The sequence below is a fragment of the Chamaesiphon sp. genome, from assembly GCF_041737865.1.
Lineage (GTDB): Bacteria > Cyanobacteriota > Cyanobacteriia > Cyanobacteriales > Chamaesiphonaceae > Chamaesiphon.
The window spans coordinates 1-14,669 of record NZ_JBGSQZ010000094.1; the positions used below are offsets into that span (position 1 = coordinate 1).

18 protein-coding genes and 2 pseudogenes are annotated in these 14,669 nt (G+C 44.2%); 11 read left to right on the plus strand and 9 right to left on the minus strand.

All coding sequences use genetic code 11. The features are described from left to right. The 7 genes from ACEW9J_RS06660 to ACEW9J_RS06690 form a co-directional block, all read right to left on the minus strand. Nucleotides 1–175, minus strand: a 175-nt coding sequence (locus tag ACEW9J_RS06660; protein ID WP_373544367.1) for a transposase family protein, incomplete at its 3' end; no start/stop codon positions are given. Next, nucleotides 91–693 (minus strand): DNA cytosine methyltransferase, encoded by a 603-nt coding sequence (locus tag ACEW9J_RS06665; protein ID WP_373544351.1) that lies wholly within the window; start codon nt 691–693, stop codon nt 91–93. The genes ACEW9J_RS06660 and ACEW9J_RS06665, both read right to left, overlap by 85 nt. A gap of 106 nt (nt 694–799) precedes the next feature. Continuing rightward, entirely contained in the window at nt 800–2,224 is a 1,425-nt protein-coding gene (locus tag ACEW9J_RS06670) for a nitrogen regulation protein NR(II) (protein WP_373544352.1), read from the minus strand. Nucleotides 2,225–2,265: 41 nt separating this feature from the next. Then, nucleotides 2,266–2,922: a GAF domain-containing protein gene (locus ACEW9J_RS06675; RefSeq protein WP_373544353.1), complete on the minus strand. Its 657-nt coding sequence runs from the start codon at nt 2,920–2,922 to the stop codon at nt 2,266–2,268. 51 nt (nt 2,923–2,973) lie between these two features. Then, complete coding sequence (locus ACEW9J_RS06680; RefSeq protein ID WP_373544354.1) at nt 2,974–4,395, minus strand: sensor histidine kinase; 1,422 nt, start codon at nt 4,393–4,395, stop codon at nt 2,974–2,976. A gap of 185 nt (nt 4,396–4,580) precedes the next feature. Then, nucleotides 4,581–5,000, minus strand: a complete 420-nt coding sequence (locus ACEW9J_RS06685; RefSeq protein WP_373544355.1) for a type II toxin-antitoxin system VapC family toxin — start codon at nt 4,998–5,000, stop codon at nt 4,581–4,583. Further along, nucleotides 4,997–5,224 carry a hypothetical protein gene (locus ACEW9J_RS06690; protein ID WP_373544356.1) on the minus strand — a complete coding sequence of 76 codons (228 nt, stop codon included), beginning with the start codon at nt 5,222–5,224 and terminating at the stop codon, nt 4,997–4,999. Before ACEW9J_RS06690 ends, ACEW9J_RS06685 begins: the two co-directional genes overlap by 4 nt. Before the next feature lie 170 nt (nt 5,225–5,394). Between ACEW9J_RS06690 and ACEW9J_RS06695 the strand changes: the two genes are divergently transcribed. From ACEW9J_RS06695 to msrB, 9 genes are all read left to right on the plus strand, one after another. After that, on the plus strand, nt 5,395–6,477 hold the full coding sequence (locus tag ACEW9J_RS06695; RefSeq protein ID WP_373544357.1) for a DMT family transporter: 1,083 nt from the start codon (nt 5,395–5,397) through the stop codon (nt 6,475–6,477). Nucleotides 6,478–6,494: 17 nt separating this feature from the next. Beyond that, nucleotides 6,495–6,953: a GNAT family N-acetyltransferase gene (locus ACEW9J_RS06700; RefSeq protein ID WP_373544358.1), complete on the plus strand. Its 459-nt coding sequence runs from the start codon at nt 6,495–6,497 to the stop codon at nt 6,951–6,953. A 144-nt stretch (nt 6,954–7,097) separates the two neighbouring features. Then, the gene (locus ACEW9J_RS06705; RefSeq protein WP_373544359.1) at nt 7,098–7,691 is read left to right on the plus strand and encodes a redoxin domain-containing protein; all 594 of its coding nucleotides are present in this window, start codon (nt 7,098–7,100) and stop codon (nt 7,689–7,691) included. Next, nucleotides 7,688–8,380: a cytochrome c biogenesis CcdA family protein gene (locus tag ACEW9J_RS06710; protein WP_373544360.1), complete on the plus strand. Its 693-nt coding sequence runs from the start codon at nt 7,688–7,690 to the stop codon at nt 8,378–8,380. Before ACEW9J_RS06705 ends, ACEW9J_RS06710 begins: the two co-directional genes overlap by 4 nt. A 31-nt stretch (nt 8,381–8,411) precedes the next feature. Beyond that, complete coding sequence (locus ACEW9J_RS06715) at nt 8,412–9,011, plus strand: cytochrome b/b6 domain-containing protein (RefSeq protein ID WP_373544361.1); 600 nt, start codon at nt 8,412–8,414, stop codon at nt 9,009–9,011. A gap of 42 nt (nt 9,012–9,053) precedes the next feature. After that, nucleotides 9,054–9,773 carry a molybdopterin-dependent oxidoreductase gene (locus ACEW9J_RS06720; protein WP_373544362.1) on the plus strand — a complete coding sequence of 240 codons (720 nt, stop codon included), beginning with the start codon at nt 9,054–9,056 and terminating at the stop codon, nt 9,771–9,773. 236 nt (nt 9,774–10,009) lie between these two features. Then, nucleotides 10,010–10,645, plus strand: coding sequence for a peptide-methionine (S)-S-oxide reductase MsrA (gene msrA, locus ACEW9J_RS06725; RefSeq protein ID WP_373544368.1), 636 nt, complete (start codon nt 10,010–10,012; stop codon nt 10,643–10,645). A gap of 17 nt (nt 10,646–10,662) precedes the next feature. Continuing rightward, a complete protein-coding gene (locus ACEW9J_RS06730; protein ID WP_373544363.1) occupies nt 10,663–10,809 on the plus strand; it encodes a hypothetical protein in 147 nt (48 codons plus the stop codon). Next, entirely contained in the window at nt 10,806–11,300 is a 495-nt protein-coding gene (gene msrB, locus ACEW9J_RS06735; protein ID WP_373544364.1) for a peptide-methionine (R)-S-oxide reductase MsrB, read from the plus strand. The genes ACEW9J_RS06730 and msrB overlap by 4 nt, the downstream gene beginning before the upstream one ends. 59 nt (nt 11,301–11,359) lie before the next feature. Here the strand turns inward: msrB and ACEW9J_RS06740 are convergent, their stop codons facing one another. After that, nucleotides 11,360–11,824, minus strand: a complete 465-nt coding sequence (locus tag ACEW9J_RS06740) for a nuclear transport factor 2 family protein (protein ID WP_373544365.1) — start codon at nt 11,822–11,824, stop codon at nt 11,360–11,362. Between the two features lie 298 nt (nt 11,825–12,122). On the opposite strand from ACEW9J_RS06740, the pseudogene ACEW9J_RS06745 reads away from it, so the two are divergent. Next, nucleotides 12,123–12,209: pseudogene (locus tag ACEW9J_RS06745) on the plus strand (FAD-dependent oxidoreductase); the annotation flags it as partial. A gap of 17 nt (nt 12,210–12,226) precedes the next feature. Here the strand turns inward: ACEW9J_RS06745 and ACEW9J_RS06750 are convergent. After that, nucleotides 12,227–13,475 (minus strand): annotated as a pseudogene (locus ACEW9J_RS06750) (IS4 family transposase). Between the two features lie 28 nt (nt 13,476–13,503). Between ACEW9J_RS06750 and ACEW9J_RS06755 the strand changes: the two are divergent. Next, a complete protein-coding gene (locus ACEW9J_RS06755) occupies nt 13,504–14,583 on the plus strand; it encodes a transposase (protein WP_373544366.1) in 1,080 nt (359 codons plus the stop codon). The last annotated feature ends 86 nt before the right edge of the window (nt 14,584–14,669 follow it).

Genomic DNA, 14,669 nt, shown 5'->3' on the forward strand with positions numbered 1-14,669 from the left:
TTTCATTCTCACTGACTTGCTTAACCGTCAGTTCTTTAACTTTTTCATATATGTACTCTTGATATCTATTTGTTTGTCTTTGCTTCTTGTTTAACCAAAGCAAAGGTTCAGTTGGCGATATTTTACAGCTAGAACAATAGATCGGAATGGACGAATCGATGAGAAACCTTGGCATGGAGGGCCACCTACAATGACAAATGGACGAGGATTTTCATTATCTAAAACATCAGTAGAAAGGGTGTTAATATCTTGCCCATAGGCATTAGCAGTGCCATGATTGCACGAAAATGTTTGTAAGCGATCGCTTAAAAGATCGACTCCAGCAACAACCTGAAATTCTTCATGCATCTCAAATCCATACGATAATCCACCAACTCCGCAAAATAAATCAATGACAGGTCTTTTTGTAGAGTCGAGAGGATTCCTCCGTTGAATTACTTGGGTATTTTCGGGACGAGCGGTAATATACCCTTCACCTGTCAGAGGATTTTCAAAGAGTTTATTCTGACCAACTGCAATTTGATCCACGTCAATACCTAGACAATTAGATATTTGGTCAAGCAACCCCTCTGAAGGGCTTATAAGCCCTCGTTCAAGTCTCATAAGTTCACTTACAGAAATCCCAGCAGCAGCAGCTAAATCACATTGCCGCATTCTGGAGACCTGTCTCGCCGATCGTATATCTAATGCCATGTTAACTCAGATAGAACGTATATACTCAAACAATATAGCAATGATACATATAGTCATCAATTTTGTCAAGTCGCTTCGCATCATACCCAGCTACGATCGATCGAATCTAGCATAATACCAGTGGCAATTGGACTGTGACGATCGATCCCACACCCTCTCTCGATTCTATCCCAAACTCGCCATTGTGAGCTTCCACTATCCGTTTGACGATCGCTAAACCCAATCCCGTGCCACTGGCTTTAGTAGTAAAAAAAGGCTTCATTAGGTGTGGCAAAAGATCGTTAGGAATCGGTATACCACCATTATGAATTTGAATGCAAATTCGACTAGCTCCGCTTTCTCTAATATGAATGGTAATCGGTTCGCCGACACCGACTGCTTCGCAAGCATTGGTGACTAAATTGATTAAAACCTGCTTCAATTTATCCCGATCGACTGATACAGTTACAGGCGATCGCATCGCGACAAGATTGAGTGGTTTGCCAATCGCAACAGGGGCAGTTTGCAAGATATTTATCATCTCGGTAATGAAGCTATTTAGTTCTAGCTCAGATCGATCGAGTGTCTGGGGTTTGGCATAAAGCAAAATTTGATTCAGCAGCCGTTGTAATCGATCGGCTTCGTCTAGAGACAAGGTGAGATATTCTTGAAACCGTTCGGAAAGTTCCAGCTTTTTAAAGGCATTTAAGCCCATCAAAATTGTAGTTAAGGGATTTCGTACCTCATGGACGATTGTGGCTGCTAGTTCGCCAATTTCAGCCAGTCTGAGCACTGCTTGTTCGGCTTGCTTGAGCAGGGTAATGTCCGAAGCCACTGCCAACAAGCATGACTCACCCTCTAAGTCGATGGCTTCAGCCGACAACAGTGCGGGGAAAATTTCACCCGACTTGCGGCGCAACCATACCTCTAAATTGCTGACTGTGCCCAGCTCTTGCAACTGTTTGACGATCGCCATCCGCTCGGCTGGATTTGCCCAAATCGCCAAATCCAGATCGCTATGCCCGATCGTTTCAGCACGAGAATAGCCCAACATCTGCAAGCAGCGATCGTTGATTTCAATGTAGGTACCATCGTCGAGATTGCTAATGGCGATCGCATCTGGTGAAGCGCGAAAAGCAGTCGCAAACTTGGTTTCTGAAACTCGCAGCTCGTCTTCTACCTGCAAGCGTTCCATCTCCGCCGCCGCCCGCGCCGCGAAGATTTCCAGAATCGCCCGATCGCGTTCGCGGAGCGTCTGGTGCGGTGCATCGTCAGATGCCATCGGCTTATCATCGAGTACTGCTAAGTGTCCCAACAGCTCACCCGTCGAAGTTAGCAACGGGATTCCGGCATAACTTTGGGCTGCCATCGCCTCAAGTTCATATTTTTCTTCAGGAAATAGGGCTTGGATCTGGGCGGGAAAACATTGATAGCTTTTACTACCGAGAATGCGCTCGCAGGGCGTACCGTGGAAAGTATATTCAAACTCTTCCCCAAATTCATTGCCCTGCCAAAAGGCAAAGCTACGACCACGGGTAGGTGGAGCATCCATACATTCGCTGATGAAGGCGTAGCGAACGCCTAAAGCTTGTGCTAGCGAACGCCTAAAGCTTGTGCTAGCGAACGCACGAGCGATCGAAAGAAGTCCACACCTGTCACTGAGACTGTTCCTGCAACGATCGCTCTGAGGATTTGCTCGGATTTTTGGCGTTCTAAGATTTCTGCCTGAAGCCTGTCGTTTGCCTGTGTCAGTTGGCTGTTGATTTCGCCCGCATCCAACTCTAGTTGGTGGTGGATTTGAGTACCGTCGAGGGAAATCGCTGCTTGGGTGAAAAGAAATTGGAGAATTTCTAACCGTTGGGTCGTAAAGGTAGCAGTCGAAAAGTTTTCTAAATAGAGAATGCCAACGCATTGACCTTTAGTAACTAATGGTACACATAGAATTGACTGCGGTTGCCGATCGAGAATATAAGTATCTTGGTTAAATAAACCTGCTTGGTGCGTGCGCTCGATAATAATTTTTTCCTGAGTATCCGCTACATAATTGACGACTGCTAATGAAACTAAACCTCGACCAACTTCACTTTCGAGGGCGATCGCGGGCAAAATTGAGATAGTCTGGGACTCGATCCTGGCGACTATTTCTAAGTGACGATCGTTATCTAATATCAGACAACCTCGTTGTGCGCCAGCATCGGCAATCGCGCTCGTCATCAATTTTACTAACAATCGATCTAGCACAATTTCCACTCTCCAAAACGATCGATTATAAAGAATTAGTATTTTCCCACCATTGGGGTTTCATTTAGGGAAGGCGATCGTAAACTCGCTCCCTTCACCTACTGTCGAACGCACCATAATTTTACCACCCATCCCTTCTACGAGTGTTTTGACGATCGCCAGTCCCAATCCATAGCCGCCAGTCGTGCGGGCGCGATCTCGATCGACTCGATAAAAGCGTTCAAAAATCCGCCCCCGATCTTGCAGCGGAATACCAATTCCCCGATCGCGAATGCGAATAATTGCCTGTTTATCGATGCGTTCGATAATCAAATCGATCGGTTGTGTTGCTGTTGAATATTTAATCGCATTATCTAAGAGATTGATTAATACCTGTTTCAATCGCTCGCGATCGACGATCGCTTCAACATTTTCTGTTACTTCAACTCGAATCGATCGTTCGCCGAATCTGGCGGTCATATCGACTACTTCTGTTACCAATTCATTTAACAATAACGGTTCTAAATGATAGCGAGTATAACCACTATCCGCTCGTGCCAAATCTAGTAAATCTTGAAGTAGATTGATGGTGCGATCTGCTTCGGCTCCGGCTGTTTCAAGAGCTTCACGTTGGTAATCATTAAGGTTATTACCCCGACGCAATAAGCTCTGAAGATAGCCCGATACCACCGTTAATGGCGTGCGTAACTCATGGGAAATATTGCCGATAAACTGCCGCTGTTGCTCCCAAGTATCCCCCAACCGCGACAGCATCAGATTAAAAGCTTGGGCTAATTCCTTGACTTCGGTTGGAGCATTATTCAGTTGCAATTGCGCGTTACTCAAATCTGCTGCGGAAATCGCCCCCGCCATCTGACTCATATCCTGCAATGGTTGGAGCGATCGCCGAATCCGAATCGCGATCGCCAGAATAGTAAAGAGGGTTGCTAAAATACAAATGGCAGTGAGACCTTGAATGGCAGTAATTAGTTGATATTGCTCGGTAGTGACATCCTGCGCCATGTACACCTTACCCAGCGGCTGATTTTTGGCCGTTATATCCCCTCGATACAAAATCAGATAGCGATCGCCAACTCGATAAACTTGCGGCTGGAGCGGCATCTGGGCGATCGACATCAATTCGCCACTCACTTTACTCGACTGCGCCAGAAGCTGTTTGCCATCGGGATTTTTGACCCAGATTGCCAATCCTGGTACCGAGACATTATCGATCGTTTTTTGTAGCCCTGCGTTAACTGGCAGCATACCGCTATAAAGTTCGACATCGCGCGGAAATCGGTTCGCAATGTACTCGACTTGCTGAGTATGCGTGGTAATTAACAGTTGTTGCATTTTCCAACTCGTCCAGACGGCAACGCTACTCAAACCCAGGATTGACAACAGCGATACTTCGAGAGTGAGTCGAAACTGGAGCGAAGCTGGGTCGAGATGCCGCTGCTTGACTTGATGGAATCTCTCCTGGAGTTTAGTGAAGGGTGTCATTGGAGAATGTGGGGGAACCGTTACTTCAAGCAGTTTTATAGTTATTCTTCCACTGTAATCGAAAGATTCGATCGCTTCATGAGACGACCCTAATAGCAAGATTAATCTTTGCTGAGAAATACTAAATCTGTTTCACAGCTCTAATAGTGAAGAACTATGGTAGTTGCGACCTTTCATGGGTTGTCTCAACTCTCAAACCAGTTCTCGATTTTTAAGTCCTCGAAATATTGGAAATCAGCAACGTTATTAGTCACTAAAATCAAATTATTGGAAGATGTAATACCAGCTATTTGCCCATCTGCGAAGGCTAGAGTTTTACCAATCTTAGATAACCGCGCTCTTTCTCTGGCATGACATTGGGCAGCACTAAAATCGTAATCAAAGATTGGTAAGCTCAGAACTGAATCATTGATATAATCCATAAAAGCTTGACGCTTCTTAGATTCGGGGAGTCGGAGACAGCCGTAAAGAAGTTCGTGGACTACGGTACTAGCTGTTGCTATTTCTTCTTTATATAGATCGACTATCTTGACGATTTTTAGGTTTGGAGCCGGACGCATCAGCTCTGAAAAAATATTGGTATCGAGCAAATATTTTACGCTCATAGATTTACTTCACGCCCTGGAGATCGATCTCTCAAGTCAGCAAAGTCATTGTCATCAAAAGAGATTTCCTCTCGTTCCAGCGTTGCTCTCATTTTCTGGAAGCCTTCCCAGAACTTGCCACCATTCTGTCGTTCTCGCTGTTGACGAATTAACTCAATGAGGTTGTCTTGCTCCTCTACAGATAAGGCTCGGACAGAATCAACGATTTCTTGAAAAACCATCATTATAGCTCCTTAGATTTCCCTGTATGGTTTCCATCGTATCAAATATATTATCGATTGCAGGATGTGGCATTAAAAAGGCTCGATTTTACTCGCAAATTATTAATCGTTTTCTCAGGGAAAACTCAGATTGTGAGTTTAGAATCGGTCTATACCTGCATCCCAGATAGTCGATGCCGTTATCCCTCATATTCATGATGCCCTCATTCCCCCAACAACTGACGAACTTAACCTCGCGTATCCCCGGACACGTCTATCTGTGGTTGGCGATCCCGATCTTCGGCTCTGCTAGTGCCGTTACGCGAAAGATTACCGAAATCGGTGCCGAGCATTTCGTCAGCGGGCACAATCCAATTTCTTACTGTAATGTCCTATTTACGGGAAATCTCTGTGCGCTGTTGGTGCTAATTGCGATCCACCGCCACCAGTGGAGCCGCAATACTTGGCGGCAAATATCGGGACGGGAATGGATCGGTTTAGTCATGGTGGCGATCTTAGCTGGCGCACTGGCTCCAGGCTTGATTTTTCAAGCATTGTCGTTGACTCCAGTCACGAATGTTTTGCTACTCGGTCGAATCGAACCGCCATTGACACTGGCATTATCGATCTGGCTGTTGCGGGAACGACTCAATCGGTGGGAAGTACTGGGATCGATTGTCGCTTTTACTGGCGTGGTACTGACGATAGTTCTGCAAACCGATCGATCTCAAATGGCTCCAGTAGCTGGATTGCAAGTGGGGATGGGCGAACTGATGGCGGTATCGGGGGCAATCTGTTTATCTATTGCCACGATCGTTACCAAAAAGTACCTCACTCATGTGCCATTGGGCATTCATAACACCATACGCACCGGATTGGGGACGATCGTTTATTTCTGGTTGGCATTGTGGATGTATGGTGCCGAACATTTTATGGGTGTATTATCGCCATTTCTCTGGCAGTGGATGCTCCTCTACGGCACGGTTATCGTCGTCATCGGGCAATCTTTATGGACTGCTGGTTTGCGGACTTCATCGATCGCTTCTGCCTCGATCGTCGGTTCTTTTGCGCCGATCGTGGGGATTTTAGCTGCTTATTTAATCTTGGGTGAAGTGCCAACCCGCGCTCAATATATCGGGGGAATAGTTATTTTACTGGGTCTATTTTTAGGTCAAGTGGGGATTAAAGCCAGAACCGAACGGCTCAACAGGATGGGAGTTAGCGCGATGGAAACCGAGCAGGAAATTGAAGCAAAAATGGGGTTTCGAGGGATTTAATAGAGGAAAGTCGAATTATGACGGATATAACCTTTAAAAAAATGCAATTAGGCGATGAAAATATTGTTTCTGAATTCATCAAATTTCTGTATAGAGAAGATGCAAGTGGCAGTATGAATATCTCGGATGACAAGATCGCAGTCACTTTTCAAATGTTATCCGAGCATCCAGATTATGGAACGATCTATATTGTCGAATGCGATCGAGTCCCGATCAGCTATTCGTTAGTAATTAATTTTTGGAGTAATGAATATGGTGGACTTATTGCTGATATTGACGAGTTGTATCTTGTCCCAGCATATCGAAACCAGGGAATTGGAACTAGATTCATTAATTATCTAAGAGAATCTCGACCGAACAATCTAGTGGCTTTAGAGTTACAAGTTTTACCAGATAATTCCAGAGCATCAAAGCTGTATGAAAGTCTTGGTTTTAAGAAATCCGATCGAAATCACTATTTACTAAATATTAATTAAGTCGTAGTAATAGTCCTCACTAACTGCTCTTTCGCAAGAAAGAATCTAGTTAATAATCAGATCTTCTGATGAAGTAAGATTAATGTCTTAAATCCAATTTTTAATCTAATTTGTACTTAAATTGTAAACCGAATTAACAAGATTATGCCTTTATCATTACCACGACGGAAATTTTTGACTTATCTGGGACTAGGCACACTCGGCTGGCAAACAGCTAGCTTCGCTAGTCGTCCATCTGCATCCCCCATTATTGCTCCTGAATCCAAAATTATTACTCCTGAAACTATCGCCACATCCGCAAATCGATTACCAGAATTTCAAGGAATCAGCGAGTGGATAAATTCAGCACCACTAATGACCAAAGATTTACTCGGCAAAGTTGTCTTAGTCCAAATCTGGACGCTAGGTTGTATCAATTGTCAACGGACATTACCTTACGTTACCAGTTGGCATAAAAAGTATGCTGCTCAAGGCTTACAAACGATCGGTATTCACACGCCAGAGTTTGCATTCGAGCGGGATAGTAAAAATATTCGTCGGGCTATGACTAAATATGGGATTACTTACCCCGTAGGCGTGGATAATAACTTTCAAACTTGGAAAGCATATAAAAATGAATACTGGCCGCATTTATTTTTAGCAGATCGTCAGGGGATTATTCGCTACGACCATATCGGCGAAGGTGCCTACGCCGAAACTGAAGCGAAAATTCGGCAATTATTGGGGCAAGCAGCATGAATGACATCTCACCCGTCACCTTTGGTTTCGCCCTCGGTGGCGGATTGTTAACGATTCTCTCACCCTGCGTCTTGCCAGTTATACCATTAGTATTGGGTCGATCGTTCAAATCTCATCGACTTGGCCCAGTGATGTTGGTATTGGGATTAGTTAGTGGTTTTGCCCTAGTTGGTAGCTTGCTCGGTGTCGCGAGTTCTTGGTTTGTCGGGTTTACCAATCTGTTGCGGAATGTGGCTGTGGGCTTACTATTTGGCTTGGGCTTACTGTCAATCTTTCCAGAGTTAAGCTACCGCTTGATGAGTTATTGGCAATTCGGTAAATCATGGGAACCCAAGACACCCAGCTTGTGGAGCGAATTCTGGATCGGTACTCAATTGGGATTATTGTGGACACCCTGTGCGGGGCCAGCATTGGGCAGTATTTTAGTCCTAGCAGCCGTCAAACATGAGGTTTTGGGTGCGCTGGCATTATTAACTGTCTACGGCTTAGGAGCCGGAATTCCGCTGCTGGCGATCGCTTACAGTAGTCGTTATGTGAGTAATTCTTCACGGCGATTATTGCCCTATGCGGGGACATTTCAACGCATCGGGGGAATACTCATGGCAGGAACCGCGATCGCAATTTTACTCGGTTGGGATGTCGAACTCCAACTTTGGTTAGCTCCTCTATTTCCTAAGCTTCCCTTGTAAATTAGAGCAACATTAATTATCGATATTTACTATGACTAAACAAACTAAAAAAACTCCACCCGTTCCACCACAAACGCAGTTCGTTAAAATCCTCCACGGTTTAATTATTATCAGTCTATTTATCATGATTGGTAGTGGGTTACAGATCTACAATGCTACCCCAGTATTTGGTGGTAAAAATGGTTGGCCATTTCCGAAGTGGGCAACTTTAGGCGGTTGGTTAGCTGGCGGTAGAAATTGGCACTTTACAACAATGTGGGTATTTGCCTTTACCTTACTAATTTATGGCATTTATATCTTTCTCACCCAACGCTGGAAGAGAAAATTCGTTTCCGAACAAGATCTCAAAGCATTGAAAGTCGCCCAAAATCCCAAGCGACGTACATATGCTTGGCACCGTTTGATTTATACCGGAATTATCCCTGTGCTGATACTGGCAATCTTCTCAGGATTGGCAATGTACAAGCCCGCTCAATTCCATTGGTTGTCTGGCTTATTTATTAATTGGCAGACTTTACGCATAATCCATTTTTTAACAGTACCAATTTCCTTATTGTTTGTCTTAGTGCATATCATTATGGGAATTAGAGCTGGTGGATTGCGGTTGACTCGATCGATGTTTCAACCCTGAAAAATACCTATTTAACTATTCACTATTCACTATTCACTCCCCATGAATCATCTCAAAATTCCTAATCATCTGACTCGTCGCCAAGCTATTCAACTACTAGGAATATCAGGTATCGGTTATCTGCTCGGTAGTTGTAACAGCGAACTTACAGCCAAAGTAGGCGAGCTGTCAGAACCATTAAATCAATCATTTGGCGAATTGCTCGTCAAACCGCAACTGCTCATCCCTGAATTTTCTAAAAGTGCAATCGATCCCAAAGCTCTACTACTTAATAGTTACGAGGGTACTCCTGAAATCGATCTCGATCAGTATCGATTGACTGTGGATGGCGAAGTAAAATTTCCGATGGAACTGAACTTAACAGCCTTAAAACAAATTCCGCCAACTTCAATAATTATGCAACACGTTTGTGTCGAAGGCTGGGCGGCAATTGTTCAATGGGGTGGAGTTCGATTGCGAGATCTAGCCAAAATGGTACAGCCGCAAGATGGTGCTAGATATGTCTTGTTTCAATCGGCAGATAAATATACCGAAAGTTGGGATCTAGCTTCTGCTATTCACCCACAAACCTTACTTGCTTATCAAATGAATGGACAACCACTTCCTGCTGATAATGGTGCGCCACTTCGCCTCGCTTCACCAATTAAATTGGGCTACAAACTATCAAAATGGGTGACGAAAGTTACTTTCACTAGTCAAATTCCTAAAGGTGGGAAAGGTTACTGGGAAGAACAAGGTTATGAATGGTTTGCAGGGATTTAGCGATCGGCGATTACAATCGCTCGTTGGTAAATCGATCGCGATGTTTTTAAAAATACTTTCTAGATTATCCTCTAAATCTTCTAAAGCCATCTCAGCAGCAGGAAAACTCACAAATGAAAACTAAATTTAACCTTTCTAAACTCATCAATCCCACCACTATGTCAAACAACTATCGCTTCTTATTCAGCCTATCGATCGTGTCCCTAATTGTAGCTGCCTTTGGTGTTATGCCGCACATGATTTTATCTAATCCTCTTGTTGATTCGGCTCCTGTAGTGTTGGCAGGTATGAACATCGATCCACCTGCCGATCTTCCCACTCCTAATGTCAAAGGCGAACAAACGATCGTCCTCGCTGGCGGCTGTTTTTGGGGCATAGAAGCAGTATTTGAACACCTTAACGGTGTTTCTAATGTTGTCTCTGGTTACTCTGGTGGCACTGCGGCAACAGCGAACTATGAAACTGTTAGTCATGGCACGACAGGTCATGCAGAAGCAGTTAAAATTACTTACGATCCGCAGCAAATTTCTTACGGACAGTTATTGAAGATTTACTTTCTAATCGCTCACGATCCCACCCAAGTCGATCGTCAAGAACCCGATAGTGGTACTCAATATCGATCGGCAATATTTTTCACTAATCCCGAACAGCAGAAGGTAGCAAAAGCTTATATCGACAAGCTGAATAAAGCTCTCATTTTCAGAGAACCAATCGCCACTCAATTAGTTCCTTTAACTAAGTTTTATGCGGCTGAAGATTATCATCAGAATTTTATCGACCGCAATCCTACTCAAGCCTATATCGTTAGATTCGATTTACCAAAACTCGCCCAACTCCGCCAGCAATTTCCCAGCCTGATTAAAAAAGGTTAGAGTTTTAATTTCAGAGTATGCCCGAACAGAACAGAGAACAGCGGTTGAAACCGCTGCTGGTGCTGCGAAGTCCGCCTATGCGGACTGAATATTGTACCAACGATCGAATTTTTCAAACACTCTCTATTGCTTTGTCACTTTCTAAATTCATCACCAAAAAATGAACAGACGAACTTTATTATTTGCTTCCCTCATACCGATTGGTACCGCTAGCGCACTATTTTTCTCATCCAGGAAATCTGAATCGATAGCCAAAACTTCAAGTAAATTTGAAGTTACTAAAACTGAAGCTCAGTGGCGGAAGATCTTGACTCCAGAACAATTCGAGATACTCCGAAAAGAGGGTACAGAACGTGCTGGGACTAGCCCGCTAACGGCAGAACATCGCAAGGGTAAATTTGCCTGTGCGGGCTGTAATTTGCCGCTGTTTGTTTCCGAAACCAAGTTTGAGAGTGGGACTGGCTGGCCGAGTTTCTATGCACCGATCGCTAATGCAGTTAAAACTTCCGTAGACACATCCTTTGGTGCGACTCGAACGGAAGTCCATTGTCGTCGCTGCGGTGGGCATTTAGGACATGTATTTCAAGATGGCCCGAAACCCACTGGACTGCGATATTGTATGAATGGAGTCGCGATGAAATTTATCTCCACCTAATATCTAAAACGCGCACTTAGGAATACTTACACTACTGGCATCAATCTAAGCGCGATCGATTATTTACTACTGGTATCGAAATACTCGCGCCAATAGCTAATCCGACCGTTGTTCACCTCAATGACGATCGCATCATCGGCTTGGCTGCGTTTACCTGTGGCTGTCTCAGTGTCCTCATAATGCCATTCTACTGCCGCTTGATTGCCATCGACGATCGTGCGGTGAATGGTAATCTGGACATCGGTATACAGTCGCGCAAATTTAGCAACTTCTGTACGAATTTTAGCCTGTCCCTGCCATCGTTGACCGGGGACGATAATCTGGGCATCAGGTGTAAATAACTGCGCCAGAGCATCAGCATCGCGATCGATCCAGGCATTTTTAGCTAGCTCGACGAGCGCGCGAATCTCTTGTGGCGACGAGATATTTTTACTTTCAGCTAGATCCATATAAGCTATTAAATTAATAATGATAATCCCGATCGTCAGCCATCGGAATAGATTGAAAATTATATTCTTGCTCACGATCTACTTTAGCTATTAAATAATCGATCGAGTACTAAAAAGTCTATCGATCGGATGATGTTTTGTTCGAGACGTAGCTGTGCACCACATTCCTAGCGTTGTTTAACTTATCAAAATATTTTTTACTGTTATTAATTGTAAACTTGTAGTCTGAGTTTTTCATGAGAAATTGCTGAATATTTTATGAGTATAATCACTCAAATTTCTCAGCCAATGTTTAGCTCAAAATCATTCACCGCCTGGATTCTCAAGTCATACTAACAGCAGATTCAAATGGTATTGCACCTCTGCTCAAATTATGAACCAGAAATCCAATCCAACTCTGATCTTAGGAGGTGGTTTTGTCGGGCTATTTACGGCTCTACATCTGAGCCGCCAGAACTACCAACCTGACTTTTCACGTTAAGTGGCTCTAGCAAGCTGCCAGCCTTGACAAAGGTCATGTAGTTTTAACCAACCACGCCAGAGAACTTGGATCCCAATCGGAGTGTTACGCCGATCTCCCTTGATAACCACCTAAAGCAGCAATAGATTCTACCCCCCAAGCAACCGTAAGAATGGATGGAAGTTTTTTGAATATCCCCGCTTTTAAAACTTCGAGCTGAATGGGATTGAGAATTTCTATGGCTGGAGCATCAGGCTGTCTTGTCGCACACAACTCGGAGGTTTCCTCCGAGTCGATGCGCCGCTGAGTACGATGAAGATAAGTGACAGATAGCAGTTCAACAGCAATGATACTTAAAAAGCCCAGCATTGTCTTCATTCCGACAGCAGCCAGTCGATAGCGTTCGCTCTGACAGCCAGATTTGAAAATTTTGTGATACTCTTCAACACGCCAACGGTAAGTATCCCAACGTAAGATCGTAGCCGCCATCTCCGGTGTGTCAACAACTTCGGTTGTTAACAGCATCCATTCGAGCGGAGTTTCACCCTCTGGGCAATCGATTTCGGTAGCGTAGACGGCGTAGATGTTGATGGGGTGACGATTGTCAAAACGATATGGAGTTCTTAGTGGAACTGGTGCAAATCGAATTGCTAATTTAGTCTTGCCAGCTTGACGGTGTGCGGTTGCGGGGAGATTGATGTCTTGTTCAAAATTAATCGGTTGGGATGTCATAAAATCCCAAAGTCGCTGGCTGTTTTGGTCTAAGCTGCGATTATGACTGGCTCGTCCCAGCACACCTGTATGTTTGAGTTGACGAACTATATCGAAAACTTCCGTGATATCGCCTTCACGATCGAATACATGAATGACGCGGGTTGAAGACTCTACCTTATGTTCTAGTTCCTCGATCGCTTCTACCCATCGATAGGATTCTTTTTCCTCAAATGGTTGTTGCCGTGCCGCTTTTCTGGCAATTTTTTGACGTTGTTTTTTCTGTTCGGGAGTTTCCGATTGAGGGGGTTTGGGTTTGTGTTCTCTATTCCACAACTTTTGCCAGAGCAGCCCAATTGTCTGTCCCTGCTCTGGTTCAATTGCTAAAGCACTATGCAGGATTAGACCATTTCCACCATTTCCAGTTGGGCCATATCCTTCCCTTTTGACCTTAATCCCGCGATAATCTAGAAAAGTGGTATCTCCTACCGACAATATCGTTTTACTCACATCTTGCACCAATACACAAGAACTAGTATTAGTTGTGGCCAAAATGTGAGAAAAAGGGCACAGAACAATATTTGTGAGAACAGTGAACACCATTCTCCCGTGTGCCCAAGCTCTACTTTACACATTGATGGGATTGATGCCTAGTCCTTACCAAATTCTCAGTCTACAAGCGATATTTAGGATGTTTTGGGAATCTCAAAGGGTAGCACTACCAGCACAATGTGTTCTCAAATCTCTAGCAGCATTAAGCAGATGCTTGGTGCAACGCACGCTGAGGAGACCTCAGCGCGATTGCATCCGCTTTTTCAACGAATATGGATGGCCAACTAGAGCAGTAATTCGTGCGACCAGAAAACAGGTACTCAAGGAGCTACTAAAGTATGCCCCCAGAGGAAAACGTCCTCATCTCCAAGTAATTATCGATCTAACGACGCTAGAGAAACGAGGTAAGTTCAAAGCATTTGCCGAATTAATACATGTCCTCAATGGCAAGCGAGGACTGCATATAGTCGTAATGTATTTAGTCGTTGGAGGATGGCGAGTACCGTGGGCATTCCGCCCGTGGCGTGGGAAAGATACCGTTACCCCTTCTCAATTAGGATTAAAATTACTTCGCACTTTACCAAAAAAATTGATTAGTCGTTTTCGAGTATTAGTGTTAGCAGATACAGGATTCAGTAGTGTCGAATTTGTGAATGGGGTTGATAAACTTCGCGATTTTCAATCGATTGTGGGTATTCCTAAAAATCGCTTGATGGCTAATGGAAAAGCAATCAGGACAATTACCAAGAAAGGACAATTAGTCCAAATAACTGGATTTGAGCGGCTAGTCACTGCTTCATGGTTTTATTTAGAGCGCAATGGCAAGTTAGAGAAACGATTTGTCATTTCTACTCGTGCTCTCAAGGGCTGTACGATTAGTTGGTGGGGTCGTCGGCGATGGGCCATCAAGGGCTTTTTCAAGACTGCCAAATACCAATTTGGTTTGGCTAGCTTTGGTCAACAGACTCTATTAGGGGTCTACCGTTGGCTCATACTTAGTTTGATTAGTTTTGTTTTGACTCACTGCTGGGCGGGGGACCCGATTCGTGACAAGTTAAGAAAAGTCGAGGTTTGTCAAGAGGGGAAAGAAAAGATGTCAAACTCAGACTAGCACAGAGTTAGAACTGAGTTTGACCAATGCCCAAAAAGCGGAAAACAAATCGCGACCACGCCAAGCGAAAACAACGTCCGATGATG

What these genes read in the sequence shown, in the direction of transcription:
- ACEW9J_RS06665 (WP_373544351.1), bottom strand. Translation starts at nt 693, where the DNA reads ATGGCATTAGATATACGATCGGCGAGACAGGTCTCCAGAATGCGGCAA.
- ACEW9J_RS06670 (WP_373544352.1), bottom strand. Translation starts at nt 2,224, where the DNA reads ATGGATGCTCCACCTACCCGTGGTCGTAGCTTTGCCTTTTGGCAGGGC.
- ACEW9J_RS06680 (WP_373544354.1), bottom strand. Translation starts at nt 4,395, where the DNA reads ATGACACCCTTCACTAAACTCCAGGAGAGATTCCATCAAGTCAAGCAG.
- ACEW9J_RS06685 (WP_373544355.1), bottom strand. Translation starts at nt 5,000, where the DNA reads ATGAGCGTAAAATATTTGCTCGATACCAATATTTTTTCAGAGCTGATG.
- ACEW9J_RS06690 (WP_373544356.1), bottom strand. Translation starts at nt 5,224, where the DNA reads ATGATGGTTTTTCAAGAAATCGTTGATTCTGTCCGAGCCTTATCTGTA.
- ACEW9J_RS06695 (WP_373544357.1), top strand. Translation starts at nt 5,395, where the DNA reads ATGCCGTTATCCCTCATATTCATGATGCCCTCATTCCCCCAACAACTG.
- ACEW9J_RS06700 (WP_373544358.1), top strand. Translation starts at nt 6,495, where the DNA reads ATGACGGATATAACCTTTAAAAAAATGCAATTAGGCGATGAAAATATT.
- ACEW9J_RS06705 (WP_373544359.1), top strand. Translation starts at nt 7,098, where the DNA reads ATGCCTTTATCATTACCACGACGGAAATTTTTGACTTATCTGGGACTA.
- ACEW9J_RS06710 (WP_373544360.1), top strand. Translation starts at nt 7,688, where the DNA reads ATGAATGACATCTCACCCGTCACCTTTGGTTTCGCCCTCGGTGGCGGA.
- ACEW9J_RS06715 (WP_373544361.1), top strand. Translation starts at nt 8,412, where the DNA reads ATGACTAAACAAACTAAAAAAACTCCACCCGTTCCACCACAAACGCAG.
- ACEW9J_RS06720 (WP_373544362.1), top strand. Translation starts at nt 9,054, where the DNA reads ATGAATCATCTCAAAATTCCTAATCATCTGACTCGTCGCCAAGCTATT.
- msrA (WP_373544368.1), top strand. Translation starts at nt 10,010, where the DNA reads ATGATTTTATCTAATCCTCTTGTTGATTCGGCTCCTGTAGTGTTGGCA.
- ACEW9J_RS06730 (WP_373544363.1), top strand. Translation starts at nt 10,663, where the DNA reads ATGCCCGAACAGAACAGAGAACAGCGGTTGAAACCGCTGCTGGTGCTG.
- msrB (WP_373544364.1), top strand. Translation starts at nt 10,806, where the DNA reads ATGAACAGACGAACTTTATTATTTGCTTCCCTCATACCGATTGGTACC.